The sequence below is a fragment of the Pseudomonas sp. FFUP_PS_473 genome (assembly GCF_002858665.1).
Taxonomy (GTDB): Bacteria; Pseudomonadota; Gammaproteobacteria; order Pseudomonadales; family Pseudomonadaceae; genus Aquipseudomonas; species Aquipseudomonas defluvii.
In genome coordinates, this window is record NZ_PJQQ01000006.1 from 137,418 (window position 1) to 155,018 (window position 17,601).

16 protein-coding genes are annotated in these 17,601 nt (G+C 60.2%); 13 read left to right on the plus strand and 3 right to left on the minus strand.

Annotated features, from left to right (window positions below; genetic code table 11):
- The first annotated feature begins 21 nt into the window (after window positions 1-21).
- The 12 genes from CYD26_RS06140 (at window position 22) to CYD26_RS06195 (ending at window position 13,345) form a co-directional block, all read left to right on the plus strand.
- Window positions 22-1,278 carry a Bcr/CflA family multidrug efflux MFS transporter gene (locus CYD26_RS06140; RefSeq protein ID WP_099774486.1) on the plus strand — a complete coding sequence of 419 codons (1,257 nt, stop codon included), beginning with the start codon at window positions 22-24 and terminating at the stop codon, window positions 1,276-1,278.
- A gap of 99 nt (window positions 1,279-1,377) precedes the next feature.
- Entirely contained in the window at window positions 1,378-1,800 is a 423-nt protein-coding gene (gene hpaR / locus CYD26_RS06145; RefSeq protein ID WP_083199727.1) for a homoprotocatechuate degradation operon regulator HpaR, read from the plus strand.
- Window positions 1,801-1,892: 92 nt separating this feature from the next.
- Window positions 1,893-2,093 carry a hypothetical protein gene (locus CYD26_RS06150; RefSeq protein WP_099774488.1) on the plus strand — a complete coding sequence of 67 codons (201 nt, stop codon included), beginning with the start codon at window positions 1,893-1,895 and terminating at the stop codon, window positions 2,091-2,093.
- 100 nt (window positions 2,094-2,193) lie between these two features.
- Window positions 2,194-3,393: a glycine zipper family protein gene (locus tag CYD26_RS06155; protein ID WP_102052112.1), complete on the plus strand. Its 1,200-nt coding sequence runs from the start codon at window positions 2,194-2,196 to the stop codon at window positions 3,391-3,393.
- Window positions 3,394-3,403: 10 nt separating this feature from the next.
- Window positions 3,404-5,860, plus strand: coding sequence for an AAA family ATPase (locus CYD26_RS06160; RefSeq protein ID WP_102052113.1), 2,457 nt, complete (start codon window positions 3,404-3,406; stop codon window positions 5,858-5,860).
- Between the two features lie 266 nt (window positions 5,861-6,126).
- The gene (locus tag CYD26_RS06165) at window positions 6,127-6,903 is read left to right on the plus strand and encodes an ABC transporter ATP-binding protein (RefSeq protein WP_102052114.1); all 777 of its coding nucleotides are present in this window, start codon (window positions 6,127-6,129) and stop codon (window positions 6,901-6,903) included.
- The gene (locus tag CYD26_RS06170; protein WP_102052115.1) at window positions 6,900-7,622 is read left to right on the plus strand and encodes an ABC transporter ATP-binding protein; all 723 of its coding nucleotides are present in this window, start codon (window positions 6,900-6,902) and stop codon (window positions 7,620-7,622) included. The genes CYD26_RS06165 and CYD26_RS06170 overlap by 4 nt, the downstream gene beginning before the upstream one ends.
- A 108-nt stretch (window positions 7,623-7,730) precedes the next feature.
- On the plus strand, window positions 7,731-8,945 hold the full coding sequence (locus tag CYD26_RS06175) for an ABC transporter substrate-binding protein (protein WP_099776653.1): 1,215 nt from the start codon (window positions 7,731-7,733) through the stop codon (window positions 8,943-8,945).
- 73 nt (window positions 8,946-9,018) lie between these two features.
- Window positions 9,019-9,906 carry a branched-chain amino acid ABC transporter permease gene (locus CYD26_RS06180; RefSeq protein ID WP_065757844.1) on the plus strand — a complete coding sequence of 296 codons (888 nt, stop codon included), beginning with the start codon at window positions 9,019-9,021 and terminating at the stop codon, window positions 9,904-9,906.
- Between the two features lie 2 nt (window positions 9,907-9,908).
- Window positions 9,909-10,913, plus strand: a complete 1,005-nt coding sequence (locus CYD26_RS06185; protein ID WP_065757845.1) for a branched-chain amino acid ABC transporter permease — start codon at window positions 9,909-9,911, stop codon at window positions 10,911-10,913.
- Between the two features lie 94 nt (window positions 10,914-11,007).
- Entirely contained in the window at window positions 11,008-12,276 is a 1,269-nt protein-coding gene (locus tag CYD26_RS06190; protein WP_102052116.1) for an OprD family porin, read from the plus strand.
- Between the two features lie 175 nt (window positions 12,277-12,451).
- A complete protein-coding gene (locus CYD26_RS06195) occupies window positions 12,452-13,345 on the plus strand; it encodes an EamA family transporter (RefSeq protein ID WP_102052117.1) in 894 nt (297 codons plus the stop codon).
- 98 nt (window positions 13,346-13,443) lie between these two features.
- Here the strand turns inward: CYD26_RS06195 and CYD26_RS06200 are convergent, their stop codons facing one another.
- On the minus strand, window positions 13,444-13,938 hold the full coding sequence (locus CYD26_RS06200; RefSeq protein WP_102052118.1) for a DUF934 domain-containing protein: 495 nt from the start codon (window positions 13,936-13,938) through the stop codon (window positions 13,444-13,446).
- Window positions 13,922-15,580 (minus strand): nitrite/sulfite reductase, encoded by a 1,659-nt coding sequence (locus tag CYD26_RS06205; protein WP_102052119.1) that lies wholly within the window; start codon window positions 15,578-15,580, stop codon window positions 13,922-13,924. The genes CYD26_RS06200 and CYD26_RS06205 overlap by 17 nt, the downstream gene beginning before the upstream one ends.
- Before the next feature lie 219 nt (window positions 15,581-15,799).
- On the opposite strand from CYD26_RS06205, the gene CYD26_RS06210 reads away from it, so the two are divergent.
- Complete coding sequence (locus CYD26_RS06210) at window positions 15,800-16,882, plus strand: ABC transporter substrate-binding protein (RefSeq protein WP_102052120.1); 1,083 nt, start codon at window positions 15,800-15,802, stop codon at window positions 16,880-16,882.
- Window positions 16,883-17,300: 418 nt separating this feature from the next.
- Here the strand turns inward: CYD26_RS06210 and CYD26_RS06215 are convergent, their stop codons facing one another.
- Complete coding sequence (locus tag CYD26_RS06215) at window positions 17,301-17,519, minus strand: DUF2970 domain-containing protein (RefSeq protein WP_065757851.1); 219 nt, start codon at window positions 17,517-17,519, stop codon at window positions 17,301-17,303.
- Window positions 17,520-17,601 lie beyond the last annotated feature (82 nt).

Consider the following 17,601-nt stretch of genomic DNA (forward strand, 5'->3'; position numbering starts at 1 on the left):
TTCGTCGGTGTCTGTGTGCCCATGACTACTGTTGCCCGTCCTGATCGCTTGCTTGTGCTGCTGGCTGCGCTCGTTGCCTTTGCCCCGTTGTCGATCGATACCTACCTGCCCAGCTTGCCGGAGATCGCCAATAGCCTGGCGGCCAGCCAGACGCAGGTGCAAATGACCATCGGCGTTTTTCTGCTCGGCCTGTGCGTCGGCATGTTGTTTTACGGGCCGCTTTCAGACCGCTTTGGTCGCCGCCCGATTCTGCTGGCCGGCCTGGCGCTGTACCTGCTGGCCAGTGTCGGCTGCATGGCCGCATCCAGTGTTGAGCAGTTGATCGCCTGGCGTTTCTTTCAGGCGTTGGGTGGTGCCGCAGCGTCGGTGCTGGCCAGGGCCATTGTCAGGGACCTTTATCCGCTGAATCAGGCGGCGCGAGCGCTGTCCTTGATGCACCTGGTGACCATGATCGCCACCCTGGCGGCACCGCTGGCGGGCAGTGCGCTGCTGAGCCTGAGTGGTTGGCGCAGTATATTCGGCGCATTGCTGCTGTTCTCGGTGCTGTGCCTGTTGGCGTCGCTGCGCTGGATCCCGGAAACCCACCCGGCCAGCCGCCGTGGCCGTTCAGTGGGCGCTGCGTTTGCCGCCTACTGGCACATTGGCACGCAACGTCGGGCCTTGGGCTGCATGCTGTGCATGGGGTTTTCCTTTGGCGGGATGTTTGCCTTCATCACCGCCTCACCGTTCGTCTATGTGGAATATTTTGGCGTTTCGCCAAGCGACTACGCCTGGCTGTTCGGGATGAACATCGCTGGAATCATCGTCATGACCTTCGTCAACGCACGGCTGGTCACTCGGGTGGGAACGCTACCGATGCTGGGCGTAGGCGCGGTGTTGGCGGCGCTTTCGGGGGTGGCCTTGGCTGTGGTCGGCTTCACCGGGGTGGCCGGCCTGGCGGCAATGGCCACGTGCATCCTCGTGTATGTAAGCGTTACCGGGCTGTTGGGTGCCAACAGCGTGGCGCGTCTATTGGCCCTGTACCCTCAGCAGGCTGGCGCCGCCGCTGGTTTGGCGGTGTCTGGGCAGTTTGCCTGTGGCGCCGGTTTCAGTGCGCTGGTCAGCTACTTCGCCAATGGCACGCCATTGCCGATGTGCCTGGCCATAGCGGCTGCCGGTGTTGCCAGCCTTGGTGCGTTCCTGCTGATCTATCTGGGGCGTGGCGAGGCGTGTTCGGGGTTGGCAGGCCAGTTCCAGCCGGGGAGTGCCCCTGGAGGTCGCCAAGGTTCTAGTGGGTAACAATTTGTATTTTGTTAACATGTTTATTTTTCGTAGGTGCCCTTGCTGCCACTTCGGGGCACCCTTAAACTGCCACCTCATTCATTGTTTAACTCAATCATGGCTATTCCCAGACCTTCCCTGACCCTCACGTTGCTTCAGGCACGTGAAGCGACCATGTCCTTTTTCCGCCCGGCGCTGAACGCCCAAGACCTGACCGAGCAGCAATGGCGGGTCATCCGTATCCTGCGTCAGCAGGGCGAGCTTGAAAGCCATCAACTCGCGCACCTGGCGTGCATTCTCAAGCCAAGCATGAGTGGTGTGCTCAAGCGCCTGGAGCGCGATGGCCTGGTGTCACGGCGCAAATCCACGGAAGACCAGCGGCGTATCTTCATCAGCCTGACCGTGCAGGGCCATCAGTGCTTCCTGGAAATGAGCGAGCAGATGGAGCGTAACTACCAGGAGATCCAGCGTCAGTTCGGTGAAGAGAAACTCGACCAACTGATGGGCTTGCTGAACGAATTGAAGAAGATCAAACCCTGAGCGCGGGGGTTCCTGAAGCGGACCATTGACGATTACGCCAAGCACGCCTATACAGGCGCCTTGGATGTATTGGCTCAATGCAGGAACCCTTCATGAACGACGAGATTGATATTCACGAACCCGAGCACGATCACCTGCTCGATCATGAGTTCGATGAAGACTTCGACGCGGTAGAGGCTGAAGCCAACCCGCTGTTCGACCACGCCGATGACGACGACAGCGAAGACGACGACGCCGAGTGGGATGAACTTGATCGCGAAGATCAAGAAAGTTGGGAGCGTAACCTCGACTGATCGCTGGCCGTGATGCCTGCTTGCCACGGCCCCTTTCCCATACCCGCACGTTTAAAAACCCTCAGGACACGCTGCCATGAGCCAGCCACAAGGACCCGTCATGCCTAATGTTTGTGCAAATTCTCCTCAAGACGATGCTGTTTACGAACAGCAGGCGGATGTTCTGAGCGATGCGGCATTCGCGGACGTGAGCAGTGCACCCAAGGCTATCGAGGTGATCTGCCGGTTCATCCGCTCCTATGATCAGCACCGTCATGAGATGCCGCTGGCGCAGTGGCTGGTGCACGAGTTCAACCAGCAGCCAGACCTGTGGGCGAACAAGGCTGAGGCTGAACGTGTCGCGCAGGTGCTCATTGATTCGGTAACCCGCACAAACCAGCACAAGGCCTCGCTGCAGCAGCACCTGGACATGGGCAAAAGCGCGACCAACTGGCTGACCAGGGAGTTGGAGCAGGACGCCCAGCGTAACCCCGACCTTAACCTGCCGGACTACGCCGCTCAGGTGCAGGGGATGCTGCATTCGGCCAATGCTGCGCTGTTGCCGGGGATGCAGCCGGACATCCGCCAGACCACGCTGCCCAGTGAAGCGCTGCGCCCAAGTATTTGGGACGACAACGCCCGGCTGGCGGTCAGCAAGGAGATCAACAATCAGGCGCTGCTCAATGCGGCGCTGAATGCCTCCTGCCACGGTGCACGCATTCTCGGCCAGCGGGCCTGGAACTGGATGCGGGGTGAGGAAAACGCACCGGCCAGCGAGGCCCTGCAGGCATTTTTCGACAGCTCGCTGAAGTCGGCCCAGCACGTCGGCGCACAGGTTGCCGTTTCGGGCGGGGTGCTGGTGGCCGCCAAGCGCGGTTGGCTGGGCCTGCCCGCTGAAACGCCGGTCGAGGTGATTGCTGCAACGACCTATACCGGTCTTGAGCGGGCCAAGGCGCTGTACAAGTTGGGGCAGGGTGACATCCTTGCCGACAGTGCCATTAATGCCATCGAACAGACCACGCTGGTGGCCGCGCGATCATTGGCGCAGATGGCCGAAGAAAAAGGCGCAGAGCTCGGCACGCAGTGGGGCATGTCGCTAGGCGCAGCGTTTGGCCCTCAGGGCGTGGCCGTGGGTGGCATGTTGGGCGGTATTGCCGGGCGTCTTGGTGGTAAGGCGGTGGGCGCACTCATTGAAAAGGGCGGCCGGAAGATTGTCGAAGTGGCCAGCAAGGTCGTCAGGAAAGTCAGCGAGGGGATCAGGGAGGCGGTGTCGGCGTTTGCCGATGGCGTGAAGAATTTCGTCGGTGGGTTGTGCAACTGAGGTGATGTCGATGACGAACAAACCGGTATTTTCGGCGCAACTGGAAGCGCAGTTGCGCGCCGGTGCCCCCGCCATTTTCATCCACTCCGCCGAAGAAGCCCGTGTCGATCAGTTGCTGATCGCGCTTCAAGAGCGGCTCGGGCTCAAACGTATCCATGAGTGGAACCTGGGCCATGGCTGGGTCGACTTCACGAACAAACAGCCGCTGAGCAACCCGGACTCTGGCACTACCGAGCTGGAGCATGCGCTGCTTCAGTTGCTGGATGCAGACCTGGAGCAGACGCTGATTCTGATCAAGGGGGCGCGGCTTGCGCTGGAGAACAACCGCCTGGCGATTGCCCGCCTCAAACAATTGCTCAACCGAATCGAGCGTGGTCATGCCGTCGGTTGTTCGGTCATCCTGGTGTCCGAGTCGGTGTGCATCCCTGCTTCGATCGAGTCTCAAGTCACCTTGTTGCCGCTTCCACTGCCGGATCGCGAGGACATTCAAGCGCTGCTGGCGCAGGCCGATGCCAGTGGGCAACTGACCCTGCCAGGCGATCTGGTTGACCTGGCGGTGTCCGGACTGAGCGGGTTGACCGCCAGCGAGATCGGCCGGTTGTTGCGGATAGTCAGCCTGCAGACGCCGGTGCTGACTGAGCAGGGGTTGAAAACCATGCTCCATGAGAAGGAACAGATCATCGCCAAAAGCGGTGTACTGGCGTTGGTTCGCGTCGATGAAGCGCCGGACGACATCGGCGGGCTGGAGAAGCTCAAACACTGGCTGGCACAACGTGCGGCCATTGTGTCGCAGTTGGACAAAGCCACCCGGCAAGGGGTCAAGGCACCGAAAGGGGTACTGATTGCAGGCATGCCCGGTTGCGGTAAATCGCTGACCGCCAGGGTCGCTGCCAGCCTGTTCCAATTGCCCCTGCTGCGCCTGGATATCGGCTCGCTGCTGGGGAAATACGTCGGTGAAAGCGAGCACAACATGCGTCGCGCCTTGAACATGGCGGAGATGGTCAGCCCGTGCATTCTTTGGGTCGATGAGCTGGAGAAGGCCTTTGTCGGCATGGGCGGCGGCAATGCTTCGGAAGTCACTGCGCGGCTGCTGGACTATTTCCTGACCTGGATGCAGGAGAAGACTGGAGCGGTGTTCGTCATTGCCACCGCCAATGACATCAGCGCACTGCCACCTGAGTTGTTGCGCAAAGGCCGTTTCGACGAGATTTTCTACGTCGGCTTCCCCAACGCGGTGGAGCGCGAACATATTCTGAAGATTCACCTGCGCAAGGCCCGCCAGCCGGTGGACGGCTTGGACTTGCCTGAGCTTGTCCAGCAGTGCCGTGACTACTGTGGTGCGGATATCGAGAACGCGGTCAACGAAGCCCTGGCCAATGCCTTCATTGCTGGCAGCCCGCTGACGCAAACGCATTTGGCCGAGGCTATCCAGTCCACCATTCCTTTGCGGGAAACCTTGCGCGAGCAGGTTGGTAAGTATGAAGAGCTGTTCGAGAAGCTCAAGTTGCGCCCGGCGTCCGAGTATCAAGGCTTGAGTGTGGCGCAGATGATCAGGATGGCCGCAGACCCCAATCAGGTGAAACGTGAAGAAGTGGCAAGCAACCCCGATTGCCCGGACGATCAACTGGAGAAGCTGGCGGGTGATTCGCAACGCAGTGTGGTGAAGGCGGTTTACGAGAACCCACGCTGCCCTGAGCGGCTGTTGACGATGCGTATCAACATTGCACAGAACAGCCCGCTCTATGATGTTGAACTACTCGCGTTGGCCTGCCTGAACGATAACGCGCCAGAAGATCTGCTGGTGCGTCAGGTCAAGGACGGGCAGGTTGCCAGGGAGCTGCGGGCCAAATTGGCCGGTCGCGTGAAAGGCCCGATGCTGCTGCAGTTGTTGGCGAGCGACCCGGAGGTTGAGGTGCGTCGAGGGCTGGCGAGCAACCCGGCCCTGCCTGAGGTCATGCAGTTGCAGCTGCTCAAGGACAAGGATACCTCGGTCGTGGCGGCGTTGATTCTCAACCCTTCGTTGGCGAGTGGCGCAGAACGGCAACTGCTTGAACATGGCGACAGCAGTATCAAGCAAGCCTTTGCCAAACGCCCTGAACTGACCGAGGCCGAGCAGCAGCTGTTGCTGAAGAATGCCGATGCGGCACTGAAGATCATGCTTTCGCTGCATCCGAAGCTGGCGCACGGTGTGCAGTTGCTACTGGCCAAAGACCCGCTGCAGAGCGTACGGCTCAACCTGGCCGGGAATCCGGGCTTGAGCAAGGCGACGCAGGTGGTGTTGGCTGGGGATACGTACGGCGCTGTGAAAGTGGCGCTGGCCAAGAACCCGGGGCTATGCCTGGATGACGCGGATCAACTGAGCTTGAAGAAATACGTCCTGGAAAACCGCCATTTGGCAGGTGGCTTCGGTGTCGGAGTAGGGGGCTCGCTGGCAGGCGTGTTCAGCTGGTCTGGCAAAACGAGCTAGGTCGTTTGCGCGTCTGCGAAAAACCAACTACGGCGTAGATCACAGCCAAGTATCGTTTCAGCACGGGCAAAGTGTTTTATCCCGATTTTGCCCGTCATTTCCCGACATTTTTTGTCACATTTCGCCACTGTTAAAATTTCTTCCTGCTCTTCATGTTATTACCGTTTACGTAAAGGTAATCTTCGTCTAGTGTTTGCGTTTACGTAAAGGGAAGAACACCCGCAGCGCCATAACCAATAAAAATAATCAAGGTTAGAGGGCTACACATGTCACCAGAGTTCGTGTTGGAAACACGTGGCTTGACCAAGGAATTTCGCGGTTTTACCGCGGTCGACTCGGTAGATCTACGTGTACAGAAGGGACACATCCACGCGCTGATCGGGCCTAACGGGGCCGGCAAAACCACCGTATTCAACCTCCTCACCAAGTTCCTCACGCCCACCCGTGGCGAGATCCACTACCTTGGCAAGCCGATCACCGGCATGCAACCCAACGAAATCGCCCGTCTTGGTCTGGTGCGTTCTTTCCAGATATCGGCGGTGTTCGGCCACATGAGTGTGGTGGAAAACGTGCGGGTAGCGCTGCAGCGCAAGTTGCGCAACTCGTTTCATTTCTGGAAGTCCGAGCGCAGCCTCGACGCCCTCAATGAGCGTGCGTTGCAGATGCTGGATGACGTCGACCTGCTGTCCTATGCCGATACCTTGACCATCGAGTTGCCCTATGGGCGCAAGCGCGCGTTGGAGCTGGCGACCACGCTGGCGTTGGACCCGACCGTGCTGTTGCTCGACGAGCCGACCCAGGGCATGGGCCACGAGGACGTTGAAATGGTCATTGGCCTGGTGCGTCGCGCGGCAGTAGGGCGCACCGTGCTGATGGTGGAACACAACCTCAATGTGGTCAGCCAGTTGTGCGACCGCATTACGGTACTGGCGCGTGGTTCGATCCTCGCTGAAGGTGACTACGCCAGTGTTTCGGCAAATCCGCAGGTGCGTGAAGCCTACCTGGGCAGTGAAGCGGTCTGCCTCGAGGAGGCCCACGCATGAGCAGCCTGAACGTTCCGGATTTCGAGCAACTGCGTATCAGCGACCTGCATGCCTTCTATGGCGAGTCGCATATCCTGCACGGCATCGACCTGCAGGTACGGCGGGGTGAACTGGTCACCTTGTTGGGGCGCAACGGCGCGGGGCGCTCGACGACCTTGCGCGCGATCATGAACATGGTCGGCCGCCGCACCGGCTCGATCATGGTCAATGGCAACGAAACCATCGGCATCGCCGCTCACCTGATCCCGCGTCTGGGGGTCGGTTATTGCCCTGAAGAGCGCGGTATCTTTGCCAGCCTCAACGTCGAGGAAAACCTGCTGCTGCCGCCAATGGTGCGCAGCGATGGCATGAGCCTGGACGACATCTACGCGATGTTCCCCAACCTTTATGAGCGCCGTTTCAGCCAGGGCACACGCTTGTCGGGTGGCGAGCAACAGATGCTGGCGATGGCGCGCATCCTGCGCACCGGGGCCAACCTGCTGCTGCTCGATGAGATCACCGAAGGCCTGGCCCCTGTCATCGTGCAGAAGCTGGCCGAGGTGTTGATCAAGCTCAAGCAGAAGGGCCTGACCATCGTACTGGTGGAGCAGAACTTCCGTTTTGCGGCGCCGCTGGCCGATCGTCATTACCTGATGGATCACGGCCAGATTGTCGAGGAAATCAGTGCTGCCGAGCTGGATGCGAAACAGGAACTGCTGAACCGCTGTCTCGGCGTCTGAGCGCCGTTTAACCCCTGTGCTGTTTACGTCGGCGTGGCGTCAGTCATGCCGGGCGGGGGGCGCTTTGCCCTTTACAACAACAATAACTGTGGAAAGTGGGTGAACTACATGAAGGTTTTCCAAAAGACTGCTTGCGCCATGCTCGCCTCCGGCCTGATCGCCGGTGCTGCCCAGGCCCAGATCAGCGACGATGAAATTCGCATTGGTTACCTGGCCGACATGTCCGGTACTTACCGTGACCTTTCCGGCCCGGGCGGCCTGGAGGCGCTGAACATGGCGGTCGAAGATTTCGGCGGTCAGGTCAATGGCAAGAAAATCGTGGTCTTCAGCGCCGACGACCTGAACAAGCCGGATGTCGGTGCCAACACCGTGCGTCAGTGGGTCGATGAGCGCAATGTCGACATGGTCACCGGGATGGTGGCGTCCTCGGTCGTGCTGGCGGCAAGCAAGGTGGTGGAACAGTCCGGCAAACTGGCGCTGATCTCCGGTGCGGCCGCCTCAAGCCTGACCAACGAATATTGCTCGCCCAACCACATCCACTGGACCTATGACTCCTACGCCCTGGCCAATGGCACGGCCAAGTCGGTACTCGCTTCCGGGGGCAAGAACTGGTTCATCCTGACCGCCGACTATGCCTTCGGTCATGCGATGGAGAAGGACATCACCAAGGTCGTCCAGAGCGACGGTGGCAAGGTGGTTGGCACGGTTCGCCATCCGTTCCCCAGCAGTGATTTCTCCTCCTACATCCTCCAGGCCCAAGGGTCTGGTGCGGATGTGATTGCCTTCGCCAACGCCGGTGCCGACACGGTCAACTCGCTGATGACCGCAAGCCAGTTCGGTGTTGCCCAGTCCGGGCAGAAGCTGGCGGGTATGGTGGTGTTCCTCAACGACATTCATGCCATGGGCCTGGACGTTACCCAAGGGTTGATGCTGACCACGGGCTGGTACTGGGACATGAATGATGAAAGCCGTGCCTGGGCCCAGCGCTACTACAAACGCTTCGGCAAGATGCCGGGCATGGTTCCGGCGGGCATCTACTCGGCAACCACGAACTACCTGAACGCAATCAAGGCCACCGGCAGTGACGAGGCGCAGGCGGTACGAACCCAAATGATGGCCACCCCGGTCAATGACATGTTCGCCAAGAACGGCAAGATCCGCGCTGACGGCCGCATGGTTCACGACATGTACCTGGCGCAGGTGAAAACCCCGGCCGAGTCGAAGGGGGAGTGGGACCTGTACAAGATCGTCAGCACCATTCCTGGCGATGAGGCCTACCGGCCGATGTCCGAAAGCACCTGCAAACTGCTGCCGAAAAGCTGATCGGCAACTGAATCAGGCTACGCGCCCGGTTGCTTGCAGCCGGGTGTCACGGACTTCCAGCGGATGGTAATTCATGACTATCGTATTCGGCATTCCCCTGAGCGTACTGCTCGGTCAACTGCTGCTCGGGCTGATCAACGGGACGTTCTATGCCTTGCTCAGCCTGGGCCTGGCGATCATCTTCGGCTTGCTGCGGATCATCAACTTTGCCCATGGCGCCCAATACATGCTCGGCGCGTTCGCGGCCGTGCTTGGGCTCAATTACCTGGGTGTGAACTACTGGGTCGCCCTGGTGCTGGCACCGTTACTCGTCGGCGCGCTGGGCATGCTCATCGAGCGCGGCCTGTTGCGGCGCATCGCCGGTGAAGACCACCTCTACGGGCTGTTGCTGACCTTTGGCCTGGCGCTGATCGTTGAAGGCACCTTCGTCAAACTGTTCGGTGTATCCGGTTCCTCCTACCCCATGCCTGAGCAACTCAAGGGCGGCGTCAACCTGGGCTTCATGTTTCTGCCCATCTACCGCGCCTGGGTGGTGGTAGCGGCCTTGGTGGTGTGCCTGGCGACCTGGTTCATGATCGAGCGCACGCGCCTGGGTTCCTACCTGCGTGCGGGTACCGAAAACCCGAAATTGATGCAGGCGTTCGGCATCAACATGCCGCTGCTGATCACCCTGACCTATGGCTTCGGTGCTGCCTTGGCGGCCTTCGCCGGCGTATTGGCGGCACCGATCTACTCGGTGACGCCGACCATGGGCGCCAACCTGTTGATCGTGGTGTTCGCCGTGGTGGTGATCGGCGGCATGGGTTCGATCATGGGCGCGATTGTCACCGGCCTGGCCATGGGCCTGATCGAAGGGCTGACCAAGGTGTTCTATCCAGAGGCGGCCAATACCGTGGTGTTCCTGGTGATGGTACTCGTGTTGCTGGTTCGTCCTGCGGGACTGTTCGGGAAAGAGGTGTGACGATGACGAGTCTGGAGATCAAGCAGGGCGCTGGCGTCCTGCAACCGAATGTCGTACAGGAGCGTCGTCAGGCGGCGGCACGGCGCAAGCGCTGGTTCTACCTGGCGCTGTTGGGCGTAGCGCTGCTCGCACCACTGGCGGTGTACCCGGTGTTCCTGATGAAACTGCTGTGTTTTGCGCTGTTTGCCTGTGCGTTCAACCTGCTGCTGGGCTATGCCGGGCTGTTGTCGTTCGGCCACGCGGCGTTTCTCGCCTCGGGCGGCTACGTCACGGGTTACGTGCTGAGTGCGTACAGCGGCCTGGGAACCGAGTTGGGCATTCTTGCCGGAACCCTGGCGTCCACCGCGCTCGGCCTGGTGTTTGGCCTGCTGGCGATCCGGCGCCAGGGTATTTACTTCGCGATGATCACCCTGGCCTTGGCGCAGTTGGTGTTCTTCATCTTTGTCCAGGCGCCGTTCACCGGTGGCGAGAACGGTCTGCAGGGCGTGCCCCGTGGGCAACTGTTCGGGGTCTTCGACCTGAACAACAACCTGACCCTGTACTACTTCGTTCTGGCCGTATTCGTGTTCGGCTTCGCCGTGATCCAGCGCACGATCCATTCACCTTACGGCCAGGTGCTCAAGGCCATCCGCGAGAACGAACCACGGGCGATCTCGCTGGGCTACAACGTCGAGGCGCACAAGCTGCTGGCCTTTGTGATTTCCGCAGCGTTGACCGGCCTGGCCGGTTCGACCAAGACCGTGGTGTTCCAACTGGCTTCGTTGACCGACGCGCACTGGCACATGTCCGGCGAGGTGATCCTCATGACCCTGCTCGGTGGCGTCGGCACGGTGTTTGGCCCACTGGTCGGCGCCGGCATCGTGGTCACCCTGCAGAGCTACCTGTCCAATGGGCCTCTGGGTGAGTGGGTGCATGTGATCCTCGGTTTGATCTTCGTCATCTGCGTGCTGTTGTTCCGGGTCGGCATCGTCGGCTGGGTGCTGAAACTCGCACGGCGCAATTTCTAAGGGCAGCGTTGCAGGCAACGCTGGGGGAATACCGCCTAGACGCTGGTCTGGGCTTGGTACGGGTGCATCAGCACGCTAATAAGAAGAGAGACCTATGAGCGCAATTCGTTCTACCCGCATTCTGTTGTTACCTGGCCTTGCCGGGGCCATTGGCGTTTGTTCACCGGCGTCCGCTGCGTTTCTGGAGGACAGTAAAGCCAGTGTGGAGATGCGCAACTTCTACATGAACCGCGATTTCCGCCAGCACGCGGCGCCGCAGAACAAGGGCGAGGAATGGGCGCAGGGCTTCATCATGCGCTATGAGTCCGGATTCACCGACGGCACCGTAGGCTTTGGTGTCGACGCCTTGGGCCTGCTCGGGGTCAAGCTCGACTCAAGCCCTGACCGTGCTGGCGCAACCGGCTTGCTGCCGCGCGGCGCCCAGTCGAAGCGGGCACCTGACGACTACAGCGAGTTGGGGCTGGCCGCCAAGGTACGGGTCTCGAAATCCACCCTAAAGGTCGGCACCCTGATCCCCATGCTGCCGGTGCTGACGCCGAACAACTCGCGCCTGCTACCGCAGACCTTCGAGGGTGGTTGGCTGAATTCCACGGACCTCAGTGGCCTGACCTTCGACGCCGGGCGCCTGACTCAGGTGAACCAGCGCGACTCGACCAACCGTGAAGACATGACCCTGATGAAGGGCCCTCGGCGCAATATCGTCACCACCGGCAAGGCGACATCGGACAAATTCGATTTCGTCGGTGGTACCTACGCCTGGAGCAAGACGCTGAGCACGGGTTACCACTACGCGCAGTTGGAAGACCTGTACAAGCAGCATTTCCTGACGTTGGTGCATGTATTGCCCATCGCCGAGGGGCAATCCCTGAAGTCCGACCTGCGTTTTGCCGATGCCAGCGATGATGGCCGCAGCAACGTCGACAACACCTTGCTCAGTGGCATGTTCACTTACACCCTGGGGGCTCATGCCTTTGGTCTCAGCTACCAGAAAATGAACGGTGATACCGGCTTTGCCAACGTTCAGGGTACCGACCCTTACCTGGTCAACCTGGTGCAGATCAACGACTTCGCCAACCAGGACGAGCGCTCCATGCAGGCCCGTTACGATTACAACTTCGCGGCGTGGGGTATTCCCGGCCTGACCTTCATGACCCGCTATGTCAAAGGCGATCAGATCGAACTTGGCGCAGCAGGCGGCGAGGGCAAGGAATGGGAACGTAACACCGATATCGGCTATGTCGTTCAAAGTGGTCCACTGAAGAACGTCGGTATCAAATGGCGAAATGCAACCTACCGCTCCAGCTTTGCCAGCGACATCGACGAAAATCGTCTGATCCTCAGCTACAGCCTGCCGCTCTGGTAAGTGCAGTAATGCGCCGAACAGGGCCCGACTCGGCAACGATCGGGCCTTTTTCCTGCGCGGTTGTGAATGGCTGCAGCGATGACGCAAACAGACTATCGGGTGGCAGTTGCAGGTATGACGGGCCCGCGCATAAGGCTATGCTGTTTCGACATATTACAAGGCGTGCGAGGGAAGGATGCCAGTCAAGGATCTGCTGTTGGCGTTGGTGGTGATCATCGCCTGGGGTGTCAATTTCGTGGTGATCAAGGTGGGCCTTGATGGGCTACCGCCCATGCTGCTGGGTGGGCTGCGCTTTTTGCTGGTGGCGTTTCCGGCGATTCTGTTTATCAAGCGTCCCGCGCTTCCCTGGCGCTGGCTGATTGCCTACGGCGCCACGATTTCGCTGGGCCAGTTTGCCTTCCTGTTCGAGGCCATGGGTAACGGCATGCCGCCGGGGTTGGCGTCCTTGGTGTTGCAGTCACAGGCCTTCTTCACCCTGTTTTTCGCCGCCATGTTTCTTGGCGAGCGCCTGCGTGTGGCCAGCGTTCTGGGGCTGCTGGTGTCGGCGGGTGGGCTGGTGTTGATTGGCAGTGAAAACGGTACCAGTGTCCCGGTTTTCGCCCTGATCCTGACGTTGTGTGCTGCCGCCAGTTGGGCGATAGGTAACATCATCACTCGACGCTTCGGCAATGTGGACCTGGTTGCATTGGTCATCTGGGGTGGCTTGATTCCACCGCTGCCGTTTTTTGCGTTGTCCTGGTGGCTGGAAGGGCCAGTGCTGATTGAGGCTTCGCTGCGAGGTATCGGCCTGAGCTCGATCCTCTCGCTGGCGTACCTGGCCTTTGTGGCGACCATGCTCGGCTACAGCCTGTGGAGCCGGTTGCTGTCGCGTCACCCGGCAGGCAAGGTCGCGCCATTTTCGTTGCTGGTACCGGTGGTGGGGCTCAGCTCCTCGGCACTGTTGCTGGACGAGCGGTTGAGCGATGTGCAGTGCTGGGGCGCATTGCTGGTCATGGGCGGTTTGTTGATCAACGTGTTTGGCCCGCGTCTGCTGCAGCGTTTGCGTGCGACTCAAGCGCAAGTGTCCTGAAGCGCGGGTGGCCTGCAAAAAAACACCCTGCGAAGGCGTAGGCCTTGCAGGGTGTTTTGGCGTGACTCAGCGTTGCCCGCATCTGCGGGCTTTCGCTATCAGCGGCGGCGGAACAGCGGCAGCGGCTCATCGGTGGCGGCCTGATAGGTCACCGAGAAGTCCTTGAGGCTTTCCAGGGCTTCGTATGGGTCCTTGTCGGCACGTACCGCGAAGGCATCGAAACCACAGCGGGCCATGTAGAACAGTTGGTCGCGCAGCACATCGCCGATTGCGCGCAGCTCGCCCTTGAACTGGTAACGGTCACGCAGCAGACGTGCGTTGGAGTAGCTGCGGCCATCGGTGAATGCCGGGAAGTTCAAGGCGATGACCTGGAACTGGGCGGCATCTTCACCGATTTCCTCGGCTTCTTCGTCGCTGTCCAGCCACACGCCCAGGCCGCCATCGCGGGCCTTGAGGGCATGGGCGTGATCGCGCCACAGCTGCAGCGGTACGATGTAGTCGTCGCAGTTGCTCAGCTCGTCCAGGGTGACGTCCTTGGGCAGCAGGTGCCAGGTTTCGTCGACGACCTGGTTGTTCTTAATGATTCGCTGCATAGACGCGCTCCTTGAAGGGGTCAATGCCAATACGTTGATAGGTGTCGATGAAGCGCTCGTCTTCGGTACGTTGTTCCACGTACACGTCGATCAGCTTTTCGATCACATCCGGCATGGCATCCTGGGCGAACGAAGGGCCGAGGATCTTGCCCAGGCTGGCATCGCGGCTGGCGCTGCCACCGAGGGAAACCTGGTAGAACTCTTCGCCTTTCTTGTCCACACCGAGAATACCGATGTGGCCTACGTGGTGGTGACCGCAGGCGTTCATGCAACCGGAGATGTTCAGGTCCAGCTCGCCGATGTCGAACAGGTAGTCCAAGTCATCGAAGCGGCGCTGGATGGACTCGGCAATCGGGATCGACTTGGCGTTGGCCAGGGAGCAGAAGTCGCCGCCCGGGCAGCAGATGATGTCGGTCAGCAGGCCGATGTTCGGGGTGGCGAAGCCATTTTCGCGCAGCTCAAGCCACAGTGCGTGCAATTGGCGTTGCTCGACGTCGGCCAGAATGATGTTCTGCTCGTGGGAGGTGCGCAGTTGACCGAAGCTGTAGCGCTCGGCCAGGTCGGCAACGGCGTCCAGTTGCTTGTCGGTCAGGTCGCCTGGGGCCACGCCAGTCGGTTTCAGCGACAGGGTGACAGCCACGTAGCCTGGGCGTTTGTGCGCACGGGTATTGCGCGCACGCCAGCGGGCGAAACCTGGGTGTTGCTGCTCCAGTTCGGCCAGCTCGTGGTCGAGGTTTTCCAGCGCCTTGTACTCAGGGTCAACGAAGTGCTTGGCGACACGGTGCAATTCGGCTTCGGTCAGCGTGGTGCTGCCGCCACGCAGGTGAGCCATTTCGGCCTCGACCTTCTCGGCGAACACTTCTGGAGTGAGCGCCTTGACGAGGATCTTGATCCGCGCCTTGTACTTGTTGTCGCGTCGGCCGTAGCGGTTGTAAACCCGCAGGATGGCGTCCAGGTAGCTGAGCAGGTCCTGCCACGGCAGGAACTCGTTGATAAATGCACCCACCACCGGGGTACGGCCCAGTCCGCCACCGACCAGTACACGGAAACCCAGATCGCCGGCTGCGTTACGCACAGGTTCCAGGCCGATGTCATGGACTTCGATGGCAGCGCGGTCGTTGACCGAACCGTTGATGGCGATCTTGAACTTGCGCGGCAGGTAGGCGAATTCAGGGTGGAAGGTGGTCCACTGGCGAACGATCTCGCACCATGGGCGCGGGTCGATCAATTCATCGGCGGCCACACCGGCAAACTGGTCGGTGGTGACGTTGCGCAGGCAGTTGCCGCTGGTCTGGATCGCGTGCATCTGCACGGTAGCCAGTTCGGCCAGAATCTCCGGAATGTCTTCCAGTGCCGGCCAGTTGTACTGGACGTTCTGCCGGGTGCTGATGTGGGCGTAGCCCTTGTCGTAGTCGCGCGCGATCTTCGCCAGCATCCGCGTTTGACGCGACGTCAGCTGGCCATAGGGCACCGCGACCCGCAGCATGGGGGCAAAACGTTGGATATAGAGGCCATTCTGCAGGCGCAGGGGGCGAAACTCTTCTTCACTGAGCTCACCGGCCAGGTAGCGTCGGGTCTGATCACGGAACTGCTTGACGCGGTCCTCGATGATCCGCTGATCGTACTCGTCGTATACGTACATAAGGGTCCTGTTTTCAGGCTGCAGGCAGCTAATCGCGCGCACGGCCGCGCACTCCGGAGCGGAGCTGTGGAAAGATATCAGCTTGTGTTTATGCGCAAAAGTGAAGTTTTTGCATATGCAAAGAACCATTTGGACTAAGTGAGACTGTGTTGCGTTTAGCCATCGGGCAGGTTGGGGGCGTTATACTGCGCCGCTTTATTCTGTGCGAGCCTGTTCCCCATGCTGAAAGCTCTGGCTAGATGCCTGTTGCTGAGTCTGCCATTGGCAGCCAATGCTCAGGCGCCCTCGGTGGTTTTTTTGAACCCGGGGTACTCCAATGAGACTTTCTGGGTCAGTTACTCGCGCTTCATGCAAGCGGCTGCCAGCGATCTTGGCATGCAGTTGCGGGTCGAATACAGCGAACGTGAGCCGGCGCGTGCCATGACGCTGGCTCGGCAAGTGCTGGAGGGGCCGCAGCGCCCTGACTACCTGGTGCTGGTCAATGAGCAATATATAGCGCCAGAGATCATTCGCCTGTCCCGTGGCAGCGGGGTAAAGCTGTTTCTGGTCAACAACGGTTTGACGCCCGACCAGACGCGGCTCATTGCCGACAGCCCGGACAAATACCCACAACCTATCGCGACCCTGGTCACGAATGACGAGGAGGCGGGCTATCGCATGCTCACGGCATTGATTGCCCAGGTGCCGGCGCCTGCGAAGGGCCAGCAAATCGACTTGCTGGCGTTTTCCGGGATGAAAATCACCCCGGCCTCGCAACTGCGCGAGCGCGGCATGCGTCGGGCGCTTGCCGAGCACCCCGAGGTGAACCTTCGCCAGGTTGTCTATGGCGGTTGGGGTCGGGAACGGGCGTATGAGCAGGCCAGTCAGTTGCTGCATCGCTATCCGAACACCCGACTGGTCTGGTCGGCTAACGATGAAATGGCCTTTGGCGCGATGCAGGCGTTCGAGGAAGCCGGGCGCAAACCCGGCAAGGATGTCTACTTCAGCGCCGTCAACAGCTCGCCAGAGGCCTTGCAGGCGCGTATCGACGGGCGCCTGAGCGTACTCATGGGCGGGCACTTCTCGCTCGGTGGCTGGGCCATGGTGTTGTTGCACGATGATGCGCTCGGGTTGCCGATCAGCCGCGATGGCCAGCATCGGTACCAGGTGCCTGTGCTTCAGCTTATTGATCCCGCTCGAGCCCGGCGCTGGCTGAAGCTGGTCAACGAGCCCGACTATGGCCTGGACTTCAATCGTTTCAGCGCCGAAGGCAAGGCGCGCAGTTTTCGCTACCCATTCCTGACGGCGCCGGTGGACTACTAGGCTCTGTACGAAAAGCCTTGATACTCGGTGATGCTGCGTTGAAAACAGCCTCGGAATGCTCATTTACAACCCGTAAACTCCGCTTCCTCGGCTGTTTTCGCCTTGCCTGACCTTCGTCTCAAGACTTTTCATACAGACCCTAACCGACGAACAGCCAAAAGACCTGGCTTGAGCAAAGGGCATCGCTGGGCTTAACTGCTACAGGTGTCATGCATTCCCATAACCACTACAAGAGGCGATGCAATGGGAAATTCAACCAAGTCGGTTAAGAGTGACAGTCATGTCGACGCTTGGGCGACACTCTGCCTGATCATCCTGGTGGTCGTGACAGCCGTGTACTGGGTCAGTCATCAGTGACATCACCCGCTGGGTAGCATGAGACCGCCTGCAGCATGGATACCTGCGGGCGGTTTGCGTTTCAGGCGGCGGTCAGGTGCAGGGCCAGTTTTACCAACCCCAGCAGTACCAGAATAAACAGCAAGGTGAACAGCGTACCCAGGACAATGAAGTGACTGGGTTTGCCGTGGGTGAAATCGCGCGCGCGGTTCTTGTTGCTCTGCACGCCGAAGGCGGCGGCCAGCACGCTTTGCAGCATTTGCCAGAAGGTCGGTGGCTTGCCTTGGGCGGGGTCGTCCATGATCAGCTCCTGTGGGCGGAAGGCCTGTCCACAGTGTAGCCCCTCAAGGAGCGTCTGCGGGGCGCGACACAATGTCGACCCT